Source organism: Haloferax sp. KTX1 (assembly GCF_902410085.1).
Taxonomy (GTDB): Archaea; Halobacteriota; Halobacteria; order Halobacteriales; family Haloferacaceae; genus Haloferax; species Haloferax massiliensis.
This window is the reverse complement of sequence record NZ_CABPRH010000012.1, coordinates 52734-76517: the sequence shown is the minus strand read 5'-3', so window position 1 is coordinate 76517 and position 23784 is coordinate 52734. Positions and strand designations below refer to the sequence as shown.

Annotated in this window: 26 protein-coding genes and 1 tRNA gene; 13 read left to right on the top strand and 14 right to left on the bottom strand. The window is 67.4% G+C overall.

Features of this window, described 5'->3' with window-relative positions:
- Nucleotide 1 precedes the first annotated feature (1 nt).
- The 4 genes from FY251_RS17020 to FY251_RS17005 are packed head-to-tail and all read left to right on the top strand — an operon-like array spanning nt 2 to nt 3228.
- Nucleotides 2–661 carry an AroM family protein gene (locus FY251_RS17020; protein ID WP_148416246.1) on the top strand — a complete coding sequence of 220 codons (660 nt, stop codon included), beginning with the start codon at nt 2–4 and terminating at the stop codon, nt 659–661.
- Nucleotide 662: 1 nt separating this feature from the next.
- Nucleotides 663–1610, top strand: a complete 948-nt coding sequence (locus FY251_RS17015; RefSeq protein WP_148416245.1) for an aminopeptidase — start codon at nt 663–665, stop codon at nt 1608–1610.
- Nucleotides 1607–2569, top strand: coding sequence for a nitroreductase family protein (locus FY251_RS17010; protein ID WP_148416244.1), 963 nt, complete (start codon nt 1607–1609; stop codon nt 2567–2569). Before FY251_RS17015 ends, FY251_RS17010 begins: the two co-directional genes overlap by 4 nt.
- Nucleotides 2569–3228 carry an aspartate/glutamate racemase family protein gene (locus tag FY251_RS17005; protein WP_148416243.1) on the top strand — a complete coding sequence of 220 codons (660 nt, stop codon included), beginning with the start codon at nt 2569–2571 and terminating at the stop codon, nt 3226–3228. Before FY251_RS17010 ends, FY251_RS17005 begins: the two co-directional genes overlap by 1 nt.
- Before the next feature lie 178 nt (nt 3229–3406).
- Here FY251_RS17005 and FY251_RS17000 read toward each other — a convergent pair whose 3' ends face one another.
- The gene (locus FY251_RS17000; protein ID WP_148416242.1) at nt 3407–4207 is read right to left on the bottom strand and encodes a TrmB family transcriptional regulator; all 801 of its coding nucleotides are present in this window, start codon (nt 4205–4207) and stop codon (nt 3407–3409) included.
- Between the two features lie 386 nt (nt 4208–4593).
- Here FY251_RS17000 and FY251_RS16995 point away from each other — a divergent pair, with 386 nt between their 5' ends.
- Nucleotides 4594–5388, top strand: a complete 795-nt coding sequence (locus FY251_RS16995) for a TrmB family transcriptional regulator (RefSeq protein WP_148416241.1) — start codon at nt 4594–4596, stop codon at nt 5386–5388.
- A 375-nt stretch (nt 5389–5763) separates the two neighbouring features.
- Nucleotides 5764–7920, top strand: a complete 2157-nt coding sequence (katG, locus tag FY251_RS16990) for a catalase/peroxidase HPI (RefSeq protein ID WP_148416240.1) — start codon at nt 5764–5766, stop codon at nt 7918–7920.
- Nucleotides 7921–8096: 176 nt separating this feature from the next.
- Here the strand turns inward: katG and FY251_RS16985 are convergent, their stop codons facing one another.
- The 8 genes from FY251_RS16985 to FY251_RS16950 form a co-directional block, all read right to left on the bottom strand.
- Nucleotides 8097–9833, bottom strand: a complete 1737-nt coding sequence (locus FY251_RS16985; RefSeq protein WP_148416271.1) for a methyl-accepting chemotaxis protein — start codon at nt 9831–9833, stop codon at nt 8097–8099.
- A 570-nt stretch (nt 9834–10403) separates the two neighbouring features.
- Nucleotides 10404–10724: a hypothetical protein gene (locus tag FY251_RS23160; RefSeq protein ID WP_255516731.1), complete on the bottom strand. Its 321-nt coding sequence runs from the start codon at nt 10722–10724 to the stop codon at nt 10404–10406.
- Nucleotides 10725–10916: 192 nt separating this feature from the next.
- On the bottom strand, nt 10917–11327 hold the full coding sequence (locus FY251_RS16975) for a helix-turn-helix domain-containing protein (RefSeq protein ID WP_255516730.1): 411 nt from the start codon (nt 11325–11327) through the stop codon (nt 10917–10919).
- A 161-nt stretch (nt 11328–11488) separates the two neighbouring features.
- A tRNA-Arg gene (locus FY251_RS16970) sits at nt 11489–11561 on the bottom strand.
- A 62-nt stretch (nt 11562–11623) separates the two neighbouring features.
- A complete protein-coding gene (locus FY251_RS16965; RefSeq protein WP_305037589.1) occupies nt 11624–13090 on the bottom strand; it encodes an MATE family efflux transporter in 1467 nt (488 codons plus the stop codon).
- A gap of 180 nt (nt 13091–13270) precedes the next feature.
- Nucleotides 13271–13849, bottom strand: a complete 579-nt coding sequence (locus FY251_RS16960) for a 2Fe-2S iron-sulfur cluster-binding protein (RefSeq protein WP_089776991.1) — start codon at nt 13847–13849, stop codon at nt 13271–13273.
- Between the two features lie 150 nt (nt 13850–13999).
- Nucleotides 14000–14899: a phosphogluconate dehydrogenase (NAD(+)-dependent, decarboxylating) gene (gene gnd / locus FY251_RS16955; RefSeq protein ID WP_089776990.1), complete on the bottom strand. Its 900-nt coding sequence runs from the start codon at nt 14897–14899 to the stop codon at nt 14000–14002.
- A 95-nt stretch (nt 14900–14994) separates the two neighbouring features.
- Nucleotides 14995–15867: a RimK family alpha-L-glutamate ligase gene (locus FY251_RS16950; RefSeq protein ID WP_148416239.1), complete on the bottom strand. Its 873-nt coding sequence runs from the start codon at nt 15865–15867 to the stop codon at nt 14995–14997.
- A gap of 141 nt (nt 15868–16008) precedes the next feature.
- On the opposite strand from FY251_RS16950, the gene FY251_RS16945 reads away from it, so the two are divergent.
- Both FY251_RS16945 and FY251_RS16940 read left to right on the top strand, forming a co-directional pair.
- A complete protein-coding gene (locus FY251_RS16945) occupies nt 16009–17103 on the top strand; it encodes an aminopeptidase (RefSeq protein WP_148416238.1) in 1095 nt (364 codons plus the stop codon).
- 114 nt (nt 17104–17217) lie between these two features.
- The gene (locus tag FY251_RS16940; protein ID WP_148416237.1) at nt 17218–17733 is read left to right on the top strand and encodes a high-potential iron-sulfur protein; all 516 of its coding nucleotides are present in this window, start codon (nt 17218–17220) and stop codon (nt 17731–17733) included.
- A 3-nt stretch (nt 17734–17736) separates the two neighbouring features.
- Here FY251_RS16940 and FY251_RS16935 read toward each other — a convergent pair whose 3' ends face one another.
- Complete coding sequence (locus FY251_RS16935) at nt 17737–18039, bottom strand: rubrerythrin-like domain-containing protein (protein WP_148416236.1); 303 nt, start codon at nt 18037–18039, stop codon at nt 17737–17739.
- Nucleotides 18040–18193: 154 nt separating this feature from the next.
- Between FY251_RS16935 and FY251_RS16930 the strand changes: the two genes are divergently transcribed.
- The 3 genes from FY251_RS16930 to FY251_RS16920 are packed head-to-tail and all read left to right on the top strand — an operon-like array spanning nt 18194 to nt 19540.
- Nucleotides 18194–18595, top strand: coding sequence for a 30S ribosomal protein S6e (locus tag FY251_RS16930; protein WP_089776985.1), 402 nt, complete (start codon nt 18194–18196; stop codon nt 18593–18595).
- Between the two features lie 24 nt (nt 18596–18619).
- Nucleotides 18620–19057: a hypothetical protein gene (locus FY251_RS16925; protein ID WP_148416235.1), complete on the top strand. Its 438-nt coding sequence runs from the start codon at nt 18620–18622 to the stop codon at nt 19055–19057.
- A gap of 54 nt (nt 19058–19111) precedes the next feature.
- Nucleotides 19112–19540, top strand: coding sequence for a DUF5807 family protein (locus FY251_RS16920; RefSeq protein WP_148416234.1), 429 nt, complete (start codon nt 19112–19114; stop codon nt 19538–19540).
- Between the two features lie 45 nt (nt 19541–19585).
- Here FY251_RS16920 and FY251_RS16915 read toward each other — a convergent pair whose 3' ends face one another.
- Both FY251_RS16915 and FY251_RS16910 read right to left on the bottom strand, forming a co-directional pair.
- Complete coding sequence (locus FY251_RS16915; protein WP_148416233.1) at nt 19586–20830, bottom strand: DHH family phosphoesterase; 1245 nt, start codon at nt 20828–20830, stop codon at nt 19586–19588.
- Nucleotides 20831–20925: 95 nt separating this feature from the next.
- Complete coding sequence (locus tag FY251_RS16910; RefSeq protein WP_187367430.1) at nt 20926–21387, bottom strand: universal stress protein; 462 nt, start codon at nt 21385–21387, stop codon at nt 20926–20928.
- A 101-nt stretch (nt 21388–21488) separates the two neighbouring features.
- On the opposite strand from FY251_RS16910, the gene FY251_RS16905 reads away from it, so the two are divergent.
- Nucleotides 21489–21944 (top strand): universal stress protein, encoded by a 456-nt coding sequence (locus tag FY251_RS16905; RefSeq protein ID WP_004041708.1) that lies wholly within the window; start codon nt 21489–21491, stop codon nt 21942–21944.
- Nucleotides 21945–21984: 40 nt separating this feature from the next.
- On the opposite strand, the gene FY251_RS16900 is transcribed toward FY251_RS16905, so the two are convergent.
- On the bottom strand, nt 21985–22539 hold the full coding sequence (locus FY251_RS16900; RefSeq protein WP_148416232.1) for a GNAT family N-acetyltransferase: 555 nt from the start codon (nt 22537–22539) through the stop codon (nt 21985–21987).
- A complete protein-coding gene (locus FY251_RS16895) occupies nt 22536–22904 on the bottom strand; it encodes a universal stress protein (protein ID WP_089776978.1) in 369 nt (122 codons plus the stop codon). The genes FY251_RS16900 and FY251_RS16895 overlap by 4 nt, the downstream gene beginning before the upstream one ends.
- 119 nt (nt 22905–23023) lie before the next feature.
- Here FY251_RS16895 and FY251_RS16890 point away from each other — a divergent pair, with 119 nt between their 5' ends.
- Nucleotides 23024–23737, top strand: coding sequence for a DUF5806 family protein (locus FY251_RS16890; RefSeq protein ID WP_148416231.1), 714 nt, complete (start codon nt 23024–23026; stop codon nt 23735–23737).
- The last annotated feature ends 47 nt before the right edge of the window (nt 23738–23784 follow it).

Here is a 23784-nt window from a genome sequence, read left to right as displayed (position 1 = left end):
GATGTCGACGCTCGGACTCGTGACCATCGGGCAGGCCCCCCGGAGCGACGTGACGCCCGACATCGCGGCGGCGCTCCCGCCCGAGGTGGAACTCGTCGAGGTCGGCGCGCTCGACCGGTTCGACTCGGCGGCCGAGGTCGAGGCCGCGGTCGGCCCGCGCGAGGGAAAACCGGTGTATGTCTCCCGACTCGCCGACGGCACGGCCGTCACCGTCGACCGCGAATCGGTCGTCGACCTCCTCGGAGCGCGCATCCGCGACCTCGAATCCGAGGTGACGGCCATCGGCGTCCTCTGTACGGGTCACTTCCCGCCGTTCGACGTCGGCGTCCCCGTCTTCGAGCCGAGCGACCTGCTTTCGGCGTGGGTCTCGACCATCCTCGACGGGGGCACCCTCGGCGTCATCATGCCCAAGGAGGAACAGGAGGCCATGACGTTCGAGAAGTGGGCCGACTACGACCTCGTCACCGCCGCCGGGTCGCCGTACGCCGACGAAGACGAGGTGTCCGCCGCCGCCGCCGACATCGGCACCGACGCCGACCTCATCGTGATGGACTGCATGGGCTACACGCCCGAGATGAAGGCGACCGTCCGCGAGATAACGGACACGAGCGTCCTGCTCGGGCGGTCGGTGCTGGCGAAGACCGCAGAGGAGGTGCTCTGACGTGGCCGACTACCGCGCCGTGGCGAAGCGACTCCTCGCCGAGAACATGAACGCCCGTCCCGGCGAGACGCTCCTCGTCGTGACCGACACCGACACGAACCACATCGGGCGGCCGCTGTTCGAGGCGGGCGTCGACCTCGGCTTGGAGTCCGGCCTGTTCGAGATTCCGCCGATGGAGCGAAACGGGATGGAGCCGCCGGCGTCGGTCGCCCGAGCGATGGAGTCGGCGGACATCGTGGTCTGTCCGACCAGCGCGTCGCTGACCCACACGCGGGCCCGAGAGGCCGCGACCGAGGCCGGCGCGCGCGTCGCCACGATGCCCGGCATCACGGACCAGATGTTCAGCGAGGGCGCGATTACGGCCGACTACGAGGAGGTCGAGCGCCTGACGGCCGCGCTCACGGAAAAGCTCACCGCGGCCGACGAGGCCCGCATCGAGGTCGACGGCGCGTCGGCGACGATGTCGCTTTCGGGGCGCGACGGCATCCCGAGCGACGGCATCATCGCCGACCCCGGCGACTCCGGGAACCTCCCGTCCGGCGAGAGCTACGTCGCGCCGGTCGAGGGGACGGCCACCGGCACGCTCGTCTTCGACGGCGGCCTCGCGGGCGTCGGCGTCCTCGACGAGCCGCTGACGGTCGAACTCGACGCGGGGCGCATCGCGTCCGTCGAGGGCGCGGCCGCCGACGAGTTCCTCGACGCGACGAGCGGCGACGACTGCGCCCGCCGGGTGTGCGAACTCGGCCTCGGGACGAACCCGGCGGCGAGCATCATCGGCACCGTCCTCGAAGACGAGAAGGTGTACGGGACCTGCCACGTCGCCTTCGGCGACAACCTCGGCTTCGGCGGCACCATCGACTGCGACTCGCACCTCGACGGCGTCATCCTCGAACCGACGGTCTCGCTCGACGGCGAGGTCGTCGTCGCCGACGGCGAGGTGCTCGTGTGAGCGACCGCACGCCCCCGGCCGGTGACCGCGCGGATACAGGCTACACGGACCGCACAGACACGGACCACACGGACCGCCCCGCGCTCGCCGCGGCGGCCGCCGAGGTGCCGGACCTCGCGCCGTGGCTGGCGCGCCGCGCGACGGTCCGCCAGTTCGACACCGACGCCGAGATTCCCGACGACGAGGTCCGCGCGATGGTCGACGCGGGTCGGAAAGCCCCGACGAGCGGGACGACCCAGATGTACAGTTTCGTCTGGATACGCGACCCCGACCGCCGCGAGCGGATTCACGAGCTGTGTAGCCGCGGCACCGTGCAGGTCGAGGAGGCGAGTCACTTCCTTCTGGTCTGCGTCGACGTCCGCCGGATTCGACTGCTGTTGGCGCACCGCGACCGCGAGTTCCGGACGACGCCCGCGATGGGGCTGTTGGAGGGGTCGATAGACGCCTCGCTGGCCGCGATGGGCGTGATGCTGGCCGCCGAGAGCCGCGGCTACGGCGTCTGTCCCATCGGCAACATCCTGAACAACCTCACCGACGTCGCCGCGACGGCCGACCTCCCCGCGGGCGTCCTGCCGATTTTCGGGCTCTGTCTCGGCGCTCCGCGCCACGGCGAGGCGGCCGAGAACGCCCCGCGGGTCCCGCTCGATACGGTGCTCCACGAGGGCGGCTACCGCGACCCCACCGCGGCGCAACTCGACGCCTGCTACGACGCGATGAACGAGATGTACGGCGACAGCGTCTACGGCGACGACCGCCGCGAGTGGCAGGAGACGCTCGAACGCTACTGGGGGCCGAACGGCTTCATGAACCGCCGCGAGGGCGAACTGCTCGACGCGCTCCGACAGCAGGGCTTCTTCGCGGCCCGCGGCATCGACGAACCGGCTGACGCGGACGAGTTGGACGCGGATTCGGACGCGCCGGACCCGGACGCCGACCGGAACAGCGGGGGTGCCGCCTGATGGTCGAACTCGGCGTCCTCCGCGTGCTCACGCTGGACGACCCCGAGGAGGTCGCCCGCCACGGGCGACTCGTCGAGCGACACTACCCGCACGTCTCGACCCTGTCGCGGTGCATTCCCGACCACCCCGACGGGATTCCGAACGCGGCCGCCGAGGTCGACGCCCTCCCGTACATCGAGGCGCTCGGCCGCGAGATGGCGACCGAGGTCGACGCGCTCTGCGTCAGTTGCGCGCTCGACCCCGGCGTGGAGGCGCTCGGCGAGGCGCTCGACGTCCCGGTCGTCGGCGCGGGCGCGAGCGTGGCCGCCGTCGCGTCCGCCCGCGGCGAGCGGGTCGGGACGCTCGGCCTCGAAAACGGGGCCGGGTCGAGCATCCGCGACCTGCTCGGCGACCGGCTCGCGGCCGAGGAAGTCGTCGAGGGCGCGGCGACGACGAACCACCTCACGACCGACGACGGGCGGGCGGCGATTCGCGCCGCGGTCGACCGCCTCGTCGACGCCGGCTGCGACGTCGTCGCGCCGAGCTGTACCGGCATCTCCTCGTCGGGCGCGATACCCGACGTGCGGGCCGACGTTCCGATACCCGTCGTCGACCCTGTCGTGGCGATGGGCGCGGTGGCGACGACCGCGATCGCGCCGCCGCGTCCACCACGGCAGTAGGTTGCCGGACCCGCCCCGATGGCATTCCGCGCCGCTCGCGCCGCGCTCGGGGTCACACGCGCGAGCGATTTTCTCGACGGTCGTCGGTCGATTGTACCGAGCCGCAGTAACGAGGTTCCGACTTCGAACGCTTCTGCTCCGCGTTTCGAACCGCTCGACGAGTCGGCCGGTACCCGTCTCAGTCGTCGAGGTCGTCGTTTTCGAGTCGCCACGTGAATATCGCTCGGAGCACCGCGACGAGGCTGTTCGTCTCGCCAGCGCCCCAGATCGCCGTCTCCGAACGGGAGTCAGACGGGACCGCGTCTCTGCCGTTGACGAGCACGCTCACGAGCGTTTGCGTTCCGTCGACCATCATGAGGCGGCCCGCGGGCGTGTCCGACCACACCCAGAGCGTGTCGAACAGCTCCGCGTCGGGAATCTCTTCGTGAAGCGTGTCCTGAACGTCCGGCGAGACGCCCGCGAGCCGAATCGTAACTCCCCGGCGTGCCGCCTCGCTCAGCGCCTCCACGATGTCCTCGGTGAGCAGTTCCTCGACGGTCATGTAGACGAGTTCGTCGTCCGCGCCGCCGATGAATTCGAGGACGCGGTCCGTCACGGCTGACTGTCCGTCGACCGTCCAGACGCCGCGTTGTTCCTGTTTGCGCTGTGCCGTCCCGAGCTCTTGGAGCGACGCCATCAGCAGGGACGTCCGCTGTCTCATCTCCCGTTCGAACTTCTGGCACGTCGTCTCCGCCGACACCGCCCAGAACTTCTTCGGCGAAGACTGCTGGACGTCGACGAGCCCCCGTTCGCGCAGTTCGTCGACCGCGTCGTACACCCGCGTCCGAGGGACCTCGGAGACCTCGCTTATGTCCGCTGCCGTGCCGATACCGAGCCCGGTGAGCGCGACAAACGTTCGCGCGGCGTACGCGCTGAGGCCGAACTGTTCCAGTTGTTCGATTGCGACAGAACGGGAGTTGTCGGCCGAATCAGTACTCATAGTGGGTGCCTCGTTCTCTCCGAAACCCAGCCACTGTGAGTGGCTGAGGCGGCACGTGTCGATTGTGGTTGGGACACAGTACTTCGCTGTGTGCCGCAACCGGTGTTCGTCTCGGTACAATATAGTAGTTTGTGATTAACTGAGTGAATTAGTGAAAGACGCATTGACGGTTCGTCCCATAGGAATACATAGATATTCCAAACTGTCACTCTGAAACTCACAGGCTCGGGTTCGTAAAATGCGCCAAATCTGCGTTTCTAGACCGGATCAGGATAGTAAACGTGCCCACCCCATATCTGATTCACTCGAAGAGTAACAATTGTTATCCGTTCGCCGAGACAACTTTTCGTGAGGAGTCGGGACGACTCGGCGTGCAGGTTGGGACTATGAGTACGGAAGATTCACAAGAAGACGCTATCGACGTGCTTCAGCAGCTCGGGCTCAAGGAGTACGAGGCAAAGTGTTTCGTCGGTCTCACTCGCGTCTCGACGGGCACGGCGAAGAAGCTCCGCGAGATCACCGACGTACCGCGGACCCGCGTCTACGACGCGATTCGGGTGCTTGAGGCGCAGGGACTCGTCGAGATTCAGCACTCAAGCCCGCAACGGTTCCGTGCCGTGCCGCTCGCGGAGGCGACCGAGACGCTCCGCGCGCAGTATCAGAGCCGCATCGACCGGCTCACGAACGCGCTGGAGCGGACCGAGCGAATCGACTCGGACGAACAGAGTTCGGTTCAGAACGTCTGGGCGATGACCGGGGCCGACGCCATCGCAAACCGGACGCACAAGCTCATCGACGACGCGGATGACGAGATCGTGCTCGTGCTCGGTGACGACTCGCTTCTGACCGACCGGTTCGTCGAGGATCTCAACACCACCGACGAGGACGTGGACGTGCTCATCGGGGCGGCGACCGAACCGCTACAACAGCGGATGCGGGCGGCCGTCCCGAACGCGACGACGTTCGTCTCCGGTCTCGAATGGCTCCGCGGCGACGACGGCGAGAACCTCGTCATCGGGCGGCTCTTGCTCGTCGACCGCTCGTCGATTCTCGTCAGCACGCTCGTCCCCGACACCGGCGAAGAGCACGCGATTTTCGGGAGCGGGTTCCAAAACGGCCTCATCGTCATCTCGCGCCGGTTGCTGTCTCAAGGGTTGCTCCCCACCCAAGACTCCGACTGAGGCGCTGACGGCGTCGCCGCCGACCGACAGGTTCGCTCGGCGATGCCGACAGCGCGTCGGCCGGTAGCCCGCCTCGCTGGTCGCCGATGGCACACTACGGCGGCGTGGCGGTCGAACGCGACGTTTTCGGAGGTCGACCTGAGACCCGTGAGATACAGTCGCGTCGCTCGGTGCCGGCCCGCCGCAAGCCGCGACTCCAACGAGCGGCCGGGAGCGTCGCCGTCCCGGTCAGATACTCGAACTCGACGTCGCACTCCCCCTCGTGTGCGCCCTCAACGAGTATTATTCATAAAGTAAAAAGATTGCTTTGGCTATAACCAAGACTTAATTCAAAATCAGTCAATTTTATCACCCAAAAGCGACAAGCGTTTGCGTATGAATGGTGCCGACCATGACTGGTGGCCAGACCAGTTAGACCTCGAAATCCTCGACCAGAACGCACAACAGATCGACCCGATGGGAGAGGAGTTCGACTACGCCGAGGCGTTCCAGAACCTCGACTACGAGCAACTGAAAGCGGACATCGAGGAGGTCTTGACCGACTCGAAGGACTGGTGGCCGGCCGACTACGGTCACTACGGACCGCTTTTCATCCGGATGGCGTGGCACAGCGCCGGGACGTACCGCGCCCACGACGGCCGCGGCGGCGCGTCGGGCGGTCACCAGCGCCTCCCGCCGATCAGCAGTTGGCCGGACAACGTGAACCTCGACAAGGCGCGCCGACTCCTCTGGCCCGTCAAGCAGAAGTACGGTAACCAGCTCTCGTGGGGCGACCTCATCGTCCTCGCCGGCAACGTCGCCCTCGAATCGATGGGCTTCGAGACGTTCGGCTTCGCCGGCGGCCGCGCCGACGACTACGCGGGCGACAAGGCCCCCAGTTGGGGTCCGGAAGAGGAGTGGGAGACGACCTCCCCCGACCGCTTCGACGAGGACGGCAACCTCAAGGAGCCGCTCGGGAACACCGTGATGGGCCTCATCTACGTGAACCCCGAGGGTCCCAACGGCGAACCCGACCTCGAAGGTTCCGCCAAGAACATCCGCGAGACGTTCAGCGGCATGGCGATGAACGACAAGGAGACCGTCGCGCTCATCGCCGGCGGCCACACGTTCGGGAAGGTCCACGGCGCGGACTCCGGCGACAACCTCGAAGCGGAGCCCGAGGCGGCTCCCATCGAGGAACAGGGTCTCGGCTGGAAGAACAACCACGGCTCCGGGAAGGGTCCCGACACCATCACCAGCGGCATCGAGGGGCCGTGGACCAGCGCGCCGACCCAGTGGGACATGGGCTACGTCGCCAACCTGCTCGACTACGAGTGGGAGGCCCACAAGGGCCCCGGCGGCGCGTGGCAGTGGCGGCCGGCCGACGAGTCGCCCGCGGACAAGATTCCGGACGCGGCTCCGGACGCGCACCTCCCCGACCAGTTCGTCGACCCGATGATGCTCACGACCGACATCGCGCTGAAGAAGGACCCCGACTTCCGCGCGGTGCTCGAAGAGTTCCGCGAGGACCCCGCGGAGTTCCAGGAGTCGTTCGCCAAGGCGTGGTACAAACTCCTCCACCGCGACATGGGCCCGCCGTCCCGGCTCGTCGGTCCCGAGGTCCCGGACGAGGCGATGCTGTGGCAGGACCCCATCCCGGACGCCGACTACGACCGCATCGACGACGAGGACGTCGCGGAGCTCAAAGCCGAGCTTCTCGACTCGGACCTTTCTGTCTCTCAGCTGGTCAAGACGGCGTGGGCCGCGGCGTCGACGTACCGCGACAGCGACAAGCGCGGCGGCGCGAACGGCGCGCGCATCCGGCTCGAACCCCAGCGTAGCTGGGAGGTCAACGAGCCCGACCAGCTCGATGACGTGCTCGGCACCCTCGAAGCGATTCAGGAGTCGTTCAACGCCGCACAGTCCGACGATACCCGCGTCTCGCTCGCGGACCTCATCGTGCTGGGCGGCGCTGCGGCCGTCGAGCAGGCGGCGGCCGACGCCGGCTACGACGTGGAGGTCCCGTTCGAGCCCGGTCGGACCGACGCGTCGCAGGAACAGACCGACGTCGAGTCGTTCGAGATGCTCAAGCCGGACGCCGACGGCTTCCGGAACTACATCGCGGACGACGTCGAGGAGCGCCCCGAGGACCTCCTCGTCGACAAGGCCGACCTGCTCGACCTGTCGCCGTCAGAGATGACCGTGCTCGTCGGCGGGATGCGCGCGCTGGGCGCGAACTATCAGGACTCCGACCTCGGCGTCCTCACCGACGAGCCCGAGACGCTCACGAACGACTTCTTCGTGAACCTGCTCGACATGGACTACGAGTGGGAGCCGGTCTCGGACGACGAGCACCTGTACGAGGTGCGCGACCGCGAGACGGGCGACGTCGAGTGGGAGGCCACTCGCTTCGACCTCGTCTTCGGCTCGAACTCCCGGCTTCGCGCCATCGCGGAAGTGTACGGCGGCGACGACGGCGAAGAAGAGTTCGTCGAGGACTTCGTCGAGACGTGGCACAAGGTCATGAGCCACGACCGCTTCGACCTCGAATAACCGCGCCGTCCGCCGCGTTCGGTCGCGGTCGCGGTTGAGGCGCGCGGAATCGTTGCCTCGGCGGTCGCGTTCGCCGCTGCGGCCGACTTTTTCGCCCGCGTTCTCTCGCTCCCCGAGCGACCGCTCCCCTGAGTGTTCGGCCGGGTTCGACGCTCCCCGGCTCGACCCGACCCGATTCAGTCGTCGGCGGGAACGTCGCAGTCGAACGTGTCGAGCCGTTCCTGCAGGCCGCCGGTCTGGCCCCTGAGTTCGTCGAGTTGCGCCCGAATCTCCGAGATCGTCGCCGCCCGGGACTCGGCTTGGCTCGCCAGCGCGTCGCTCTGTTCCGCGATGTCCCGCGAGTGGTCGGCGATGCCGATAATCGCATCGACGACCTCCTCGGTCGTCCGCGCGCCGTCGTCGGTCGCCGTGGCGACCTCGTCGACCGACATATCGACGCTCTCGACGATGTCCGAGACCGCCGCGAACGCCTCGGCGGCGTCGCTCGTCGTCGCCCGCCCCGTTTCGAGTTGGGCCTTCGTCTGTTTCATCTCCGCCTGCACGCGCGCCACGTCGTCGACCGTCTCGGATATCGTCCGTTCGATGGCCGACGAGTGGTTCTGCGTCTCGTCGGCGAGGGACTTCACCTCCTCGGCGACGACGGCGAACCCCTCGCTGCCGTCCGAGGCGCGGGCGGCCTCGATGTTCGCGTTGAGCGCGAGCGTGTTCGTCTGCTCGGCGATGGACTCGATGAGGTCGGTGCTCTTCGAGACGTCGTCCATCCGGTCGTCGAGCGACTCGACCAGCGACGCGAGTTCGCCGACGCTCCGTTCGACGTTCTCTATCGCCTCGATGGCTCCCGCCGCGGTGCCCGTGCCCTCGTCGGCGGCCGCCGCCGCGTCGCTGGCCTCGTCCGCGACCTGATCGGCGTTCGCGGCGATTTCCTCGATCGTCGCCGAGAGGCTGCTCAGTTCGTCGGTCGTGGATTCGAGGTCGCCGGCCTGCTCGCGCACGTCCGTGGCGAACGCCCGTACGTCGGCCGCGAGCTGTCGTTGCGCCCGTTCGAGCGTCTCGGCGTCGTCGTGGACCGACCGCGTCGTCCGCTCGACGGTCGCCGCGAACGACCGGAGGTCGACGATGGTCGACGACAGGTCGCGCTTCATCGCCACGAAGGCGTCGCTGATGGCCTCGATGGCCTCGATATCCGAGCCCTCGGGCGGATTCGCGGTGAAGTCCCCCTCCGAGACGGCGTCCATAGCCGCGGCGAGTTCGTCGGCCTGCACCACCAACTGCTCGTTGAGGCGCTCGACTTCGGCCTTCGCCTCCTCGCTGTTTTCGAGGCTCCGCATCTTCTGTCTGGTCTCCTCCCGAGAGCGCTCGACGGAGAACCAGTTCGTGACCAACGCCGCCGCGAGCGCGAGGAGGAACACCGCGTGGACGAGTCCCCACCCCATCGGGTTCGCGATGGCGTCCGGGTGGTTGTACACCGCTTCCGGGTGGGCCATGCCGAAGACGCCGTGCTGGATGGCGACGTACAGGATGCCGACGACGAACGGGACCCAGTCCTCGTACACCGCGAGGACGGCCACGATGACGAAAAAGTGGAAGTGCGCTTCGATGTAGCCGCCCGAAAAGTAGACGAGCAGGGCCGAACACGTCAGCAACCCGGTCGACGCGAACCCGCTTCGTAACCGCCGCGGGAGCCACGGAAGCCACGCGAAAAGCGCCAGCACCGCGACCGCTCCGACGCCGACCAAGACGTGCTCGGCGGGCGCGGCGGTGAACCTCGCACCCGTGACGTACGGCTCCGACCCGGTGAAGTTCCCGAGGACGTACAAAAGCGGCGCGTGCGCCACGAGGAAGACGAGGATGTTTCGGTGCCGCGCCCGCCACGACTCGTTCGGAATCGAGTCCCCCTGCGGGACGTATCTCAGTGCGTCTCGAAGCCCCCGTCGCCACCGTCCCACACCGCCGCGACGACGCTGCCTGTCCGCTGTCGGCGTTCCCATACCCCTCCACTTCGACTTCGGGGTGAAATGAATTGCCGCTCGTTTATCAACGTTGATTCTCTCTCGGGGGAATACCGCACTCAAAACCTCAATATCGTGGGTTTTCTCAGCGATTTGCTCTCCGTTTACATACTTGGTGGTCGACAGATTTCCGTGGGGCTGGCGGGGCTCGTCGGGGGCGCGTGTGGCGCGGACGACCCCAATCGGGCTTTCGGTCGGCGGACGAGCGAGGCGACACCTCCGGTGTGTGAGCGACCGTTCGACGCGTTGTCTTGCGATTTGGTTCAAACCAATCTCAAATAACTCGGACGCCGCCACCGTCGTCTATGATGTCGCTTCGACGAAGCACGAGAATCGATTCGCCGTTCCCTTGTTGTTCGACTGCAGCTTCTATTGCTGCCGCTGCAATCTTGTCGTCAGTGAGAACGACGATTCGTGGATGGCCACTTCGAAGAAATTCGATTGCTAACCCAGCGAATACAGTATCTGCTTTCTCTATTCGTGTTCGTTCTTGCTGGACTTTCGGGCAATCTCTCTTCGGACGTAATCCATCGCCGCGACTGCATCAGAATCGGTCGGCGATGGTGGGTTAATTTTGGTCGCCCACCCTTCCTCGATGGCTGTTTCTACCCGGTCACCGACGTGCATCGTGCTCAGTTCTTCGACGACACGCTGGGGAACCTGCAACGTTATCTGATGTCGCGCGACGAACTTCCGAAGTTTCTGGAACTTCGAATTCTCTGGTCCACCCACGGCGACGAAGAGATTCGTGTCGGCGAGGACGAAGTCGTCTGAGTGGAGGTCGCTATTCCCCATCGAACTCCAATTCGTCAGGGTCAGACGAGATTAGCTGTTCGAAGTACGGGTCGTGTTCTCGGCCAGCCTCCAAGACGGGCCGGACTGCATAGATGATGGCCATTCCCTCGACTGGTTTGACGTCCATCTCTTTGGCCGCCATTCGCTGAGTGAGCTTCCCGGCGTAGTACTCGGCTGCTGCTCGGACTGCTCTCACGAGTCGCCCGACGCCGTACCGATTTGGAAATACTCGGCGTCGTCGTCGAACTCTGTGAGAGCGACTGCGTGGAGCAGCGTCGGTGTGATTGCGACTTCGCGGCCGTCGACGAAGGCGAACGGGTCCGCGGTGAGTTGGTGGGGTCGCGTGCTCTCGTCGCGGTCGACGACGCCGAGTCGTTCGAGTCGTTCGACGTCGTCGTAGGCCGTTGCCCGAGCGAGGTCCAGTTCGTCGATGAGGTCCTGGATGGTTGCTGGCCCGTAGTAGCAGAGATACACGTGTTCACGGGCGAGACGGGGATTCTGGAGCAGGGTCGTGGCTGCCAGCAACCCGTCGAAATCGTCGAACGACTGTGGAGCGTCGTCGTCGATTGATGGGGCGTCACCACGGTCGGAGAGGGTGGGCATACGTGAAGTACGAAATTTATGTATTTTAGATTCATGCTGGTGGACTAGGCCTCTCAAGTGCGAGTCCGTCACGGTACGTGACGAAATCGACTGGCGGAGAAATATACCAAATCAGCGGCTACAGCGCTTGCTCTTTGGTTCTAAAGCGTTCCAGAACTGTACGGACCCGACGGGATTTGAACCCGCGACATCTTGGTCCGGAACCAAGCACTCTGTCCACTGAGCTACGGGCCCTCAGCGGAGAGAGCTACACGGCACCGACGTAAAACCGTTGTGGAACCCGCGCCGGCGGCCGATTACGTGCCGGCTGCGTCGGCGTCGACGACGCTGTGTTTCCACGTGCCTCGGGTGAACCACGCCGTGGCCGCAATCGCGCCGAGAATCTGCCCGACGGCCATCCCGAGCCAGATGCCCGTCTCGGCGAAGCCGAACTGGAACGAAAGCAGGAACACGATGGGCACGCGGCCTAACCAGAGCGCGAACAGCGAGAATCCGAGAGCAGTCTTCGTGTTTCCCGCGCCGCGGTACGCGCCGAGGACGACCTGGAGGACGCCGATGAAGCCGAATTCGAACGCGCGGATGCGGATGTACTCGACGCCGAGGTCGATGGTTTGGGCGGCCGAGGCCGTCCCGGTCTGGAGGAAGAACGCGACGACGGGTTCGGCGAAGACGTACGCGAGGACACCGGTGACGAGCATGACGCTCGCGCCGACCTTGGCGGCGAGCCAGACGGCGCTCTCGGCGCGCTCCGGTTTCTTCGCGCCGAGGTTCTGGCCGACGATGGTGTTCGTCGCCCGTCCGAGGCCGAGCGCCGGGAGGAACACCAGCGACGTGAGGCGGTTGCCGAGGCCGAACGCCGCGACGACTTCGGGGGTGAACGTGACGACCATCGCGGTGAGCGTGATGAAGCCGAGGGCGGTGGCGGACTGCTCGATGGCGCTCGGGACGCCGATATCGACGATCTGTTTGATGTACTCGAACTGCGGGCGGAAGTCGGCCAGTTGCACGTCGGGGCCGGCGCTCGTCCCGAAGATGACGTAGATGCCGATGACGGTGGCGACGGCGCGCGAGAGGACCGTCGCGTAGGCCGCGCCGGCGACGTCGAAGCCACGAAAGCCCGTGGCGGCGAACAGGCTCGCCTGCAGGCCTTCCAGCCCGAGCATCGAAAACAGCGGGTTGGCGTCGAAGCCGAAGATGAACACGGGGTCGATGACGACGTTGATGAGGACGCTGATGAACATCACGACCATCGGGGCGCGGGTGTTGCCGTAGCCGCGCATGAGCGCGGAGAAGACGAAGAAGCCGAAGAGGAACGGCAGGCCGAGGAAGAACACGCGCATGTAGTCGCCGGCGAGGGGGATGACCTGCCCGGCGGTCGCCGCGGAGCTCGGGAGGACGCCGAGCATCGCGTCGGTGGCGAAAAAGCCGATGACGCCGACGACGACGGCGATGACGGTGATGAACGTGAGCGTCTGTCCGGCGACGGTCCCGGCGGAGCCCTCGCTTTTCGCGCCGGTGTACTGGGCGACGAGCGTGCTGCCGGCGACGGTGAAGCCGCCGCCGACGGAGATAAGCAGGAAGATGAGCGGAAACGCGAGGCTGATTGCGGCGACGGCGTCGGTCGAGAGTCGGCCGAGCCAGACGGTGTCGGCGAGGTTGTACGCCACCTGGAGGAGTTCGGTGACGATAATCGGCCACGCCAGTTCGAACATCGGGCGTTTGAGGTCGCCTTCGGTGAGGGAACCGCCTTCGGGGAGGGACACTGAACAGGTGAGACTCGCGGAGACCGTTTGAAACCGTCGATTAGCGTCGTCGGTCGAGCGGGCGGTGAGGGGGAGTGACACCCCCAACCCGGGAGCCGACAGGCGGGCACGAACGGGACGGGCGCGGCTCGGAGGGTGGACGGCGTCGCGAGAAACGGTGGGTGGTTGCGATTCGGCGCGTTACGGCGCTTCGCCGGTCTCGATGGTGAAGTCGGCTTTCGGGTAGGCGACGCAGGTGAGCGTGTAGCCGTTGTCCATCTCCTCGTCGGAGAGGGTTTCCTGTTTGAAGTGCGTCACGTACTCGTCGGCGGGGCCGTCGGTAATCTTCGCGGAACAGGAGACACACTGGCCCTGTCGGCACGCGTACGGGAGGTCCATCCCGGCGTCTTCGCCCTGGTCGAGCACCGTCTCGTTGCTCGCCAGTTCGATGGTCTCGCCCTGCTTGACGAACTCGACTTCGAAGTACTCGACTTCGTCTTCGGGCATATCGGCGGGGCTCTGTTCTTCTTCCGCCTCCTCGCCTTCGAGTTCGGCCCCCTCTTCACCGGCCCCGACAGCGGCGACGCCGCCGCCGCCGATAGAGCGGTTCATCGGCTCGGGGAAGTCGGTCTCTGCGACGGTCGCCGCGCGGCGTTCGAGGACCTCCTGTGTGATGTCGGCGGTCGGCTCCCAGCCGGTGCCCTTCGAGTAGTGCAGGGCGACGACGAGGAGTACCAGGACCATACCGGCCCCGACACCCACCAGACTGATGACTGCCATACCGGCGGATATGGAGGGAGGGGTTAAGGAAATTGTGATTGTGGCGGCACCCGCGGGCGGTCGATTTCGCCGACGACACGCGGGTCTCGCGGGGGTTCCCACAGTATCGAGGGGACCCGGCCGCTGTGCCGAAGCCGACGCGTCGTTCCCTCAGTCGTCTTTCCGCGCGACCTCGTGGCGGCCGAAGCCGTAGCGGAGCCGGTTGGCGAGGCGGCGGGAGAAGCGGTCGTCGGCGCGGGAGCCGAACCGCTCGGCGAGCGACTGGTAGATGAGCGGGACCGGAACCTCCTGTTCGAGCGCCTCTTGGACCGTCCACGTACCGGTCGAGCCGCCCGCGACGTGGTCGTCCACGTCGCCGAGGTCGCTTCCCTCCTCGCGGAACGCCTCCTCGCAGAGTTCGAGGAGCCACGAGCGGATGACCGCGCCGTTGTTCCACGTCTTGGCGACCGATTCGAGGTCGAGGTCGTAGCGGCCCTCGGCGAGCAGTTCGAATCCCTCGCCGTACGCCTGCATCAGCGCGTACTCGACGCCGTTGTGGACCATCTTCACGTAGTGGCCGGACCCCGACTCGCCCATGTGACCGTGGCCGGCGGGGCCGGTCGCCACGGCGTCGAAGACGGGGGTTAGCTCGTCGTAGGCCCACTCGGGGCCGCCGACCATGAGCGAGAAGCCGAGTTCGGCACCGGCCGGACCGCCGGAGGTCCCGCAGTCGAGGTAGGCCGCCGAGCACGCCTCGGCGCGCCGCACTGACTCCTCGAAGTGGGAGTTGCCGCCGTCGACGACCACGTCGTCCCCGTCGAGATGCGGGTCGAGGTCGTCGAGCGTCGCGTCCACCGCGTCGCCCGCGGGGACCATGAGCCAGATTCGCTTGTCGTCGCCGAGTCGGTCGGCGAGGTCGGCGACGCTGTCCGCGGGTTCGGCACCCGCGTCGGCGGCCGCCGCGACGGCTTCCGCCGAGAGGTCGAAGGCCACGACCTCGTGCCCGGCATCGAGCACTCGGTCGACCACGATGCGCCCCATCCGTCCGAGGCCGATGACGCCTAGTTGCATGCGTCGGCATCGTCCGCGGGGGGTGGTAGTGGTTGTGGTTTGGCGCGTGCGCGGCCCCCTGCCGAGACCGAACCTCCGCCGTCGGGACCGCCCGCTCAGAGCCGCGCCAACAGCGCCTCGGCCAATCGGTCGCCGGCGGCGTCGTCGGTGCGGAAGAACAGCTCGGGCTCGATGAGTTCGACTTCGAGGAGGAGGAAGTCGTCGCCGCGCTCGATGCCGTCGACGCGGGCGTACAGCGGCGGGTCGCCACCGAGGCGGGCCGAGACGGCGTCGACGACGCGCCGGGCGTTGTCGAGCAGCGCCTCGCTCGGCTCCTCGACGTGGACGCTCCCGCCGTGTTTCTCTTGGACGCGGTAGTCGCCGGGCTCGGGGCGCTTGACCACCGCGTGGCTGAACTCGTCGCCGAAGAAGACGAGCGACCACTCGCCGTCTTCGATGTCCGGCGCGAACTCCTGCACCAGCACGTCTTTCTCCGCGACGAGGCCGTCCACCCACGGCTGGGCGTCGACGGCCGCCGCGCGACGCAACTGCCTCGTCTCGAACGCGCCCGCGCTCACGGCGGGCTTGACGACGAGTTCATCCCACCCCCGCGTCTCGAAGACGGCTTCGAGCGACACGTCGCCGCCGCGTTCGACGTACTCGGTCGGGAGCGTCGAGACGCCGGCGTCGGCGAGGTCACGCAGGTAGAACTTGTGGCTGTTCCAGTCGAGCGTCGCCGTCGGGTTCCACACCGCGCAGTCGGCGTCTGACAGGCGGTCGACCCACGCGGCGTACGCCTTCGGGTGGCGGTAGTAATCCCAAATCGACCGGACGACCACGGCGTCGAAGTCGCTCCAGTCGACCGACTCGTCGGACCAGACGACCGGCTCGGCGGTCACGCCGCGCTCCCGGAGCGCCGCGAGGAACGGGGCGTCGTCGTCGACGAGTCCGGGGAGGTCCTCGGAGGTGGCGAGTGCGATGGAAGTCACGGGTGAGGTTGGCAGATATCGGACGATAAGGGTTCTGTAACGCTCGGTTCGCTCGCTGCAATCGCCCGCGTCGGAGTCGCGGTCGGGCGGCCTCACGCCCGCAGACGCCGACGTTTTTACCGCCCCGCGCGAGGGTCGCGTATGGACGAACGCATCCACGAGCACGCCGCGGTGCTCGTCGACTGGAGCGCGCGAATCGACGCCGGCGACGACGTGATCGTCTCCGTCGGCGAGGGGGCTCACGACCTCGCGGTCGCCGTCGCCGACGCCCTCGGCGAGCGCGGCGCGAACGTCGTCACGACGTACGCCTCCGAGGAGGTCCAGCGGGCGTACCTCCGCGCGCACGACGGCGACTTCGAACTCCCCGAACACGAACTCGCCCTCTACGAGGCCGCCGACTCGGTGCTCTTCCTCGGCGGCACCCGCAACACGGCGGCGACCGCCGACGTGCCGACCGAGACGCGACAGGCCTACGGCCGCGCCACGAGCGAGGTCAAAGAGGCGCGCATGGACACCGACTGGGTCTCGACGGTCCACCCCACCCGCGCGGCGGCCCAGCAGGCGGGCATGTCGTTCGCGGAGTACGCCGACTTCGTCTACGACGCGATTCTCCGCGACTGGTCGGAACTCGCCCACGAGATGGCGAACATGAAAGACGTGCTCGACGCCGGGTCGGAGGTCCGCATCGTCAAGGCCGACACTGACCTCACGATGTCAATCGAGGGACGGACCGCCGTCAACTCCGCGGCCTCCGTCGCCTACGACTCCCACAACCTCCCGTCGGGCGAGGTGTTCACCGCGCCCGTCGAGGACGCCGTCGAGGGCGAGGTGTTCTTCGACGTGCCGATGACGCTGGAGGGCCAGCGCGTCGAGAACGTCCACCTGACGTTCGAGGACGGCGAGGTCGTGGACTTCTCCGCGGGCGCGGGCGAGGACGCGCTCGCCGGCATCCTCGACACCGACGAGGGCGCGCGCCGACTCGGCGAACTCGGCATCGGCATGAACCGCGGCATCGACCGCTTTACCGACAGCATCCTCTTCGACGAGAAGATGGGCGACACCGTCCACCTCGCGGTCGGCCGGGCCTACGGCGCGTGCCTCCCCGAGGGCGAAGACGGCAACCAGTCCGCGGTCCACACGGACATGATAACCGACATGAGCGAGGACTCGCGCATCGAAATCGACGGCGAGGTCGTCCAGCGGAACGGGACGTTCCGGTGGGAAGACGGGTTCTGAGCCCTCTCTGCGCCGTTTTCTGATGCGGTCTGCGCGGGAGTTGAGACGATTAAGATACCACGACACGTGGTAACTCTACGCTTACTAAAACCGCGTGGTGACGTAGCTCCGGCTATGGCGCGATTCGGCCGAACGAGGCGACGGTTCCTCGAACTGGCGGGGAGTGGTGCAGCGGTGGGAATCGCCGGGTGTCTCGGCGGTGGCGGCGGCGAACGGGAGACAGAGACCGAGGCGGAGGCGACAACGACGACCGAAGCGGCCGACGACGACCACGACGAGGAGCGCCCGGAGGGCGTCTCCGAGGAGGAGTTCGAACACGGCCCGGTTCCCGAACCGTACCGGACCGCGCTCTCGCAGGCGAACGAGCGGCGGAACCCCGACGACCTGTTCGCCAAGGAGGACGTCAGGTTCCAAGAGGCCGACGACGCCGTCGAGGCGGGACTCACGGAAGCGGGGCGGAACTGCGGCAACTGCGCGGAGTACGTCCCCGACAAGAACGGCGACGGTTTCGGTGCCTGCGCGAAAGTCGAGGGCTACATCGACCCCGAAGACTGGTGTTCGCTCTGGGAGTCTATCGAGGAGGCCGAGGCCGAAGCCGACGACGGAGGCGAGACCGCGTTCGTCGCCTGAGGCTCACTCCTGAGCCACGCCGATGTTCTTCAGCGACCCGCCGCACTGCGGGCAGACACGCTCGTAGACGCCGTGTCCCGAGCGGTAGCCGCAGGTGGTACACTCGTACCACGAGCGCTCGACGAGCGTCGTCGGTTCGGCCTCGACTAACGTCTCCGTCCGGCGCTCGACGAGCGCGTCGGTCCGGCGTTCGACCAACTCCGTCGGGCGTCGTTCGACGAGCTCTGTCGGCTCGGGGCCGACCAGCGCCCTCGATTCGGCTCTGACGAGGTCTGCAGGCTCACGCGTGGCGATATCCTTGCTCATGCTACGGTGTACGTCGTGTCGGATGTTAACTCTTGCCAGCACACTCCGTTCTCGCTGACACCGCCGAATTCGGCGGTTTCGCTCCGATTCGGCGGGTTCGGTCCCGAGACGCGCTTTCGACGTACTTTTTATCCGCGACCGTTTTCATCCGCGCATGGCAGAATTCATGGTCGTCGTCGCCGACCCCGACACCGGTGCGACCTACCAAGTCGACGTCGAAGGACAGGACGCAAACCGATTCCTCGGCCGCGACCTCGGTGACGAGGTCGACGGCGCGGCCGTCGGTCTCGACGGCTTCACCATCGAACTGACGGGCGGTTCGGACAAGGCCGGCCGACCGATGCACCCCGACGTGCCCGGCGGCGCGCTCAAGGAAATCCTCGCCGAAGACGGCATCGGCTACAAGCCGTCCCGCGACGGCGAGCGCAAGCGCGTCACCGTCCGCGGCCGCGAGGTCTCCGGCGAGACCGTCCAGATCAACGCGAAAGTCGTCGCCGGCGAGGGCGACGTCGCCGCCGCCTTCGGCGAGGGCGACGACGAAGAAGCGGACGAATAACGCCGTCTCACTCCTCTCTCTCCCGTGCCAGAGCAACTGCCCTCCGATCACTCGTCGGTCCAGACGTTCCGCGCGAACGTCGCCCGCAGCGGCGGGACCCGCCGCCCCTGTCTGCGCGTCCCCGACGACGTGCTCGCCGAAGACGGCGATTTCGTCCGTCTCCACCTCGACGGCACCGCCTATCACGCCCGCCTCTCGGCCGACGCCTCGGGGCTCGTGATTCGCGGCGCGTACGACAACAAGCGCCTCGCGCGCACCCCGAACAACGGCGAGAATCGGTTCGTCGAGTGGTGCCGCGAACACGACCGGTCCGACGGCGACGCCGTCGAACTCGACGAACTGGACGACGGCTACCAGTACGGCCTCCGGGTTCCGGGGGTCCGACAGGTGTACCGCATCACCGAGCGCCCGAACGACTCGCTTTCGAACATCGCCGAGCAGTTCGGCCTGTCCGACGAGTGACCGGTCGCGCTCCGAGACACGCCGCTTTTACGCGCCGACCGCACTAGGCGGGGTATGAGCAAGGTAACGGAGTACCTCGCAGGCGAGCGCCTCGACGACGTGGCGCTCTATCTCACCCACGAGTACCTCGACAGCCAGGGCAAACTCCCGAACATGGGCGTCGAAGTCGACAACGGCTACGTGCTCGTCGTCCCCGGGGACGACGGCCGCCGGGCCTTCGCGGCCGGCACGGGCATGGACGCCATGGAGTTCGCCCAGACCGCCATGGGCAACGACGGCGACATCGACGACGACCTCAGCGGCGGCACCTGCCCCGACGCGGCCGCCGAGGAGAACCACGAGGTGAAGTTCATCTTCTCGTTCGCCGAGGCGCAAAACGAGGAGGTCGGCGGCATCTACGAGGACGGCGACGTGGTCCACGCCTACGCCAAGTGTACCTGCGGCACGACGTACTCCGACCGCTGGGTCGTCGGCGACGCGTAATCGGCTCCCGTTTTTCGACGCTGCGTTTCGAGTTCGCTTCCGCCGTTAGCGCTCGGTCTCGACGCCTTCGTCGTCGTCCGCGTCGGCCGCGGCTTCTGCTTCCGCTTCTTCCTTCTCGACCGCGGCGGCGACCTGCTCGAACGCCCGGAGGATGACGCGCTTCGTCGTCGCGCCCTGCGTCGTCCAGTGGTGGGCGTAGTCGAGCATGTCGTCGTAGATGTCCGGCTTACAGCCGGCGGCCTTCGGGTGGCCGCCGCCGTTGACGAGGTCGGCGACCTCGTGACACCGCTCGAAGTCGTCGGAGCCGCGGATGGAGGCGCTCCCTGCGGGCTTGACGACGACCGCCGCGTCCGCGCCCGCCTCGCGGAGGGCGTCTGCGACCTCGTTTTGCGAACACCGGCCGTAGGTGACGCCGACCGTCCAGTCGCCGACGGTCTTCAGTTCGGCGCGGTCGACGGCGGCCTGGATGAGGTTCTCCTTTTCGACGCGGCGGCGGGCGATGTACTCCTCGACGACCGGCGGGAGGTCAGCGCCGTACGCGCCGACGACGGCGACGTACTCCTCTTTCGAGGTCCAGTAGGCGTAGTCCGCGAGGTCCTGACTCCGCTCGTCTTCGTTCAGCCAGAGGTCGTGGTCGCGGGTGACGTCCGCGAGGTCCGAAAACCGCTCGTCGAACTCGTAGTCGAGTTCGCGGAGCGTCACGTCGGTCGAACACTCCTCGTCGGACTCGCCCACGACGAGGTCGACGCCGACCTCGCGGACCGCCTCGACGACCTCCGGCTTCCACTGGTGGTGGTCGTACCAGTGAATCTCGCCCGCCGTCTCGACGAGCGCGGCGAGTTCATCTTCGACGTACTCGAACTTGTCCGGACAGAGGTCGCAGACGTACACCTCGACGCCCTCGGGGGCGTAGTCGGCGACGCGCTGGAGGTCGTCTTCCAGCGAGTACGGGCTCGACCCCATCAGCGCGACCGGCGATTTCGGACGGTCGTCTTCGTCGTCTTCGTCTTCTTCGTCGTCCTCGTCGTCTGTGAGTCGCTCCTCGATGCGTTCTTCGAAGTCGGCCACGTCGAGGGCGGCGTCGTACGCCTCTCGGAGGAGGGCGACGCAGCCGAGGCCGTCGGCGTCGGTGTCGGTGACGACCGCGACCGACGCGTCTTCGAGTTTCTCTTTCGCGCGCTCTTCGGCGCGTTCCTCGTCGAACTCGTCGGGGTAGAAGAATCCGGCTCCGGGGAGCACGGACTTGCGGGGGAGCGAGAGCCGAGAACTGTCGATAAGCTCGTCTTCCATACGCCGAACTCGGACGCGACGGGGAAAACTCCTCCCGATTCCGTCGGCGGCGACCGCGTCGGACGCCCGGGCCGGCGACCGACCCGTTGCTCCGCTCAGGCCGCTTCGTCGCTCAGTAAGGAGTCCGTCGTCCCCGCTTCCAACTGGCGGACCGTCAACACCGGCACCGGGCAGGTCCGGACGACGCGCTCGGCGACGCTCCCGATGAGAAAGCGGTTCTCGCCGTGTCGGCCGCGGGTGCCCATGGCGACGGCGTCGGCGTCCACCTCGCGGGCGTAGCTCGAAATCTCGGCCGCGGGGCGGCCCTCTCGTACCGCGACGGTCACCTCGCGGTCGGTCGCGGCCTCCACCTCGGCGAGCGCCTCCTCGCCGCGCTCGGTGAGCGCGTCGCGCATCTCCTCGCGCAGTCGCTCCGGCGCGGTCTCCACGTCGCCGGCGTCGATGACGTACAGCGCGTGAACCGACGCGTCGAACCGCTCTGCGAGGTCGACGGCGACGCGGACCGCCCGGCGAACGCTCGCCGAACCGTCGGTGGCGATGACGATGGTGTCGAACATGCCTCCGGGTTCACGGCGCGGCGGCATAAAACCAGTCTGGGGCGGCCGGCCGGCGGGACCGTGGGGTGAGTTTTTTGTCGTCCCCCGACGCAGGTGGGGACATGTCACCGCGCCCGCTCTCTATCGACCTCGTTCTCGTGCCGGTCGACCAAAGCGAGGAGGCGACGCGCGCGGCGGAGTACGCCGCCGCCGTCGCGGCCGAGTACGACGCCGCGGTCCACGCCGTCCACGTCCTCGGCGAGGACGTCGTCCGCGCCATAGAGCAGGGCGTCGTCGACGAGGACGCCGTCGCCGAGGACAGCAAGGCCGTCACCGACACGGTGTCGGCCCTCGCCGAGACCGCCGACGTTCCCGTCACCACCTCGGTCGCCTACGGCTTCTCGCGGACGAGCAAGCTCCGCCACCCGGGGAGCGTCGTCCTCGACACCGCAGAAGAACTCGACGCGGACTTCATCGTCGTGCCCCGAGAGCCGGTCTCGGGCGACCCCGGCGAAGTGCTCGCCAAGGCCGCCGAGTACGTCCTCCTGTACGCCAGCCAGCCCGTGCTTTCGGTCTGAGTCGCGGGTCGTCGGTCGCCGTCGCGGCCCGCCGCCGCCCTCAACCCCCCTCCTCGTCCGGCGGGTCCGCCAGTCGGATGGTCATCTCCAGCTCGAAGCTCTCGGCGTCGCTCGTCTCGAAGCCGACGGTCTGGTAGAGGCCGACCGCCGCGCGATTCCACCGCTCGACCGTGAGCCACACCTTCTCGACGCCGGACACGCGTCCGTAGCCGAGCAGCGCCTTGATGAGCCGCGTGCCGATGCCGGCGCGCTGGTAGGTCTGGTGGACGAAGATGGCCAGTTCGTAGGCGTCGCCGTCGGGGACGAGCGTCGCGTGACCGGCCACCTCGTCGCCGTCCCACGCGATGACGTTCAGGCAGTCCTCGTCGAGGATGTTCTCCAGCCAGTCGCGGATGCGGTCCTCGCGGCCCGGCGGGATGCCCTGTGCGCGGTCCGAGGGGTCGAACGCGTCGTACATCTCGACGAGCGCTTCCAGTTCCTCGTCGGAGCCGTCGTGCGCGCGCACCTCGATGGTGCGGTCTTCCCTGTCGGTGAACGACAGCGGCGGCGCGTCGTAGGGGTCGGCGACGGCGTCTGAGAACGTTCGGTCGCTCATCGTACCAGAGTGACGGTCACGTGGGAGTTCAGGAGGACGAACTCCGCGATGTTGCCGATCTGTATCTTCCCCATCGGACTCGTCTCGCCGCCGCCGAGCACCAGCTGGTCGAACCCCTCGTTCTCGGCGAGGTCGACGAGCGCGCTCCCCGGGTCGCCGTCGAGTCGGCGGACGGTCGCGTCGACGCCGCGCTCGCCGAGCAGTTCCGTCACGCGCGTTTCGATGTCCTCGCGCGAGCGCTCGACCGACGGGTTCTCCACGATAGCGACCGTGAGGTCGTCGCCGACCTCGGCCGTCCGTTCGACCGTCGTTTCGAGCGCCCGGATGGAATCGTCGCTGCCACCGATTCCGAGCAGTACCTTCATGATTCCCAATCTCGCGGGCGCGATAGAAAACCCTTACCCGGAAACGGAAGGCCTCACCCCCGTCGGCGGGGACCGAACGTCGCGGAACCCTTTTCGGCCGTGCCGCGGTAGCCCGCGGTATGACAGACGAGTCCGACCAGTTCGAGACGGGCGCGAGCGACGCCGAGGAGACGGCTCGCCCCGACGCGGACGCGCGAGCGGAGGCGGACGACGCCGCGGCAGACACGGAACCGGCAGACGCGGAGCCCGAGACTTCGGGGGCGGCGGCCGCGGAATCGACGGCCGCGGCCGGAGACGATTCCGGTCCAGACGCCGAGGACGCCGAGGACGCGGTCCCCGAGGACGTCCAGAAGTACGCCCGGTTCAAGAAGGTCGACGGCGCGCAGTACGACCGCGTCAACGACTTCCTCCGCCAGCGGACCTACGTGACGGCCCGCGAGTGGGCGATCGCGCGGCTCTGCGCCGACTTCCGAACCGAGACGGGCGTCGAGATGACGAAAATCGGGAACAACCTCCCCGAACTCGTCCCCTTCATGACCGACACCTACACCCCGCAGGCGGTCAACCAGGCCCGGTCTGCGTTCCGCGACAAGGTCCGGAAGTCGGGCGCGACGTTCCTCTACGGCGCGATGTCGGGCTTCTTCACGGCCGAGGAGCTCGACGAGATGATGTACGAGGTGACGGAGATCGCCAAGTTCCTGCTCGAAGTCGAGGGCGTGGATCTCTCGGTCGAAGAGGAACTCGAAGCCGAAGAGCGAATTTCGAGCGTCATGCGCGAGGTGCGCGAGGCGAGCACCGACCTGCGGAAAGAAGAGCTGTCGGACGAGGAGTGACGCCCCGCGGCGGGGTCGGTTCAGAGCCGACTCCGCGCTGACGCGGA

Excerpts from the sequence above, each read along its gene's own strand:
- FY251_RS17020 (WP_148416246.1), top strand. The coding sequence starts at position 2 with ATGTCGACGCTCGGACTCGTGACCATCGGGCAGGCCCCCCGGAGCGAC.
- FY251_RS17005 (WP_148416243.1), top strand. The coding sequence starts at position 2,569 with ATGGTCGAACTCGGCGTCCTCCGCGTGCTCACGCTGGACGACCCCGAG.
- FY251_RS17000 (WP_148416242.1), bottom strand. The coding sequence starts at position 4,207 with ATGAGTACTGATTCGGCCGACAACTCCCGTTCTGTCGCAATCGAACAA.
- FY251_RS16995 (WP_148416241.1), top strand. The coding sequence starts at position 4,594 with ATGAGTACGGAAGATTCACAAGAAGACGCTATCGACGTGCTTCAGCAG.
- katG (WP_148416240.1), top strand. The coding sequence starts at position 5,764 with ATGAATGGTGCCGACCATGACTGGTGGCCAGACCAGTTAGACCTCGAA.
- FY251_RS23160 (WP_255516731.1), bottom strand. The coding sequence starts at position 10,724 with ATGGGGAATAGCGACCTCCACTCAGACGACTTCGTCCTCGCCGACACG.
- FY251_RS16975 (WP_255516730.1), bottom strand. The coding sequence starts at position 11,327 with ATGCCCACCCTCTCCGACCGTGGTGACGCCCCATCAATCGACGACGAC.
- FY251_RS16960 (WP_089776991.1), bottom strand. The coding sequence starts at position 13,849 with ATGGCAGTCATCAGTCTGGTGGGTGTCGGGGCCGGTATGGTCCTGGTA.
- gnd (WP_089776990.1), bottom strand. The coding sequence starts at position 14,899 with ATGCAACTAGGCGTCATCGGCCTCGGACGGATGGGGCGCATCGTGGTC.
- FY251_RS16945 (WP_148416238.1), top strand. The coding sequence starts at position 16,009 with ATGGACGAACGCATCCACGAGCACGCCGCGGTGCTCGTCGACTGGAGC.
- FY251_RS16940 (WP_148416237.1), top strand. The coding sequence starts at position 17,218 with ATGGCGCGATTCGGCCGAACGAGGCGACGGTTCCTCGAACTGGCGGGG.
- FY251_RS16935 (WP_148416236.1), bottom strand. The coding sequence starts at position 18,039 with ATGAGCAAGGATATCGCCACGCGTGAGCCTGCAGACCTCGTCAGAGCC.
- FY251_RS16930 (WP_089776985.1), top strand. The coding sequence starts at position 18,194 with ATGGCAGAATTCATGGTCGTCGTCGCCGACCCCGACACCGGTGCGACC.
- FY251_RS16920 (WP_148416234.1), top strand. The coding sequence starts at position 19,112 with ATGAGCAAGGTAACGGAGTACCTCGCAGGCGAGCGCCTCGACGACGTG.
- FY251_RS16915 (WP_148416233.1), bottom strand. The coding sequence starts at position 20,830 with ATGGAAGACGAGCTTATCGACAGTTCTCGGCTCTCGCTCCCCCGCAAG.
- FY251_RS16910 (WP_187367430.1), bottom strand. The coding sequence starts at position 21,387 with ATGTTCGACACCATCGTCATCGCCACCGACGGTTCGGCGAGCGTTCGC.
- FY251_RS16905 (WP_004041708.1), top strand. The coding sequence starts at position 21,489 with ATGTCACCGCGCCCGCTCTCTATCGACCTCGTTCTCGTGCCGGTCGAC.
- FY251_RS16900 (WP_148416232.1), bottom strand. The coding sequence starts at position 22,539 with ATGAGCGACCGAACGTTCTCAGACGCCGTCGCCGACCCCTACGACGCG.
- FY251_RS16895 (WP_089776978.1), bottom strand. The coding sequence starts at position 22,904 with ATGAAGGTACTGCTCGGAATCGGTGGCAGCGACGATTCCATCCGGGCG.
- FY251_RS16890 (WP_148416231.1), top strand. The coding sequence starts at position 23,024 with ATGACAGACGAGTCCGACCAGTTCGAGACGGGCGCGAGCGACGCCGAG.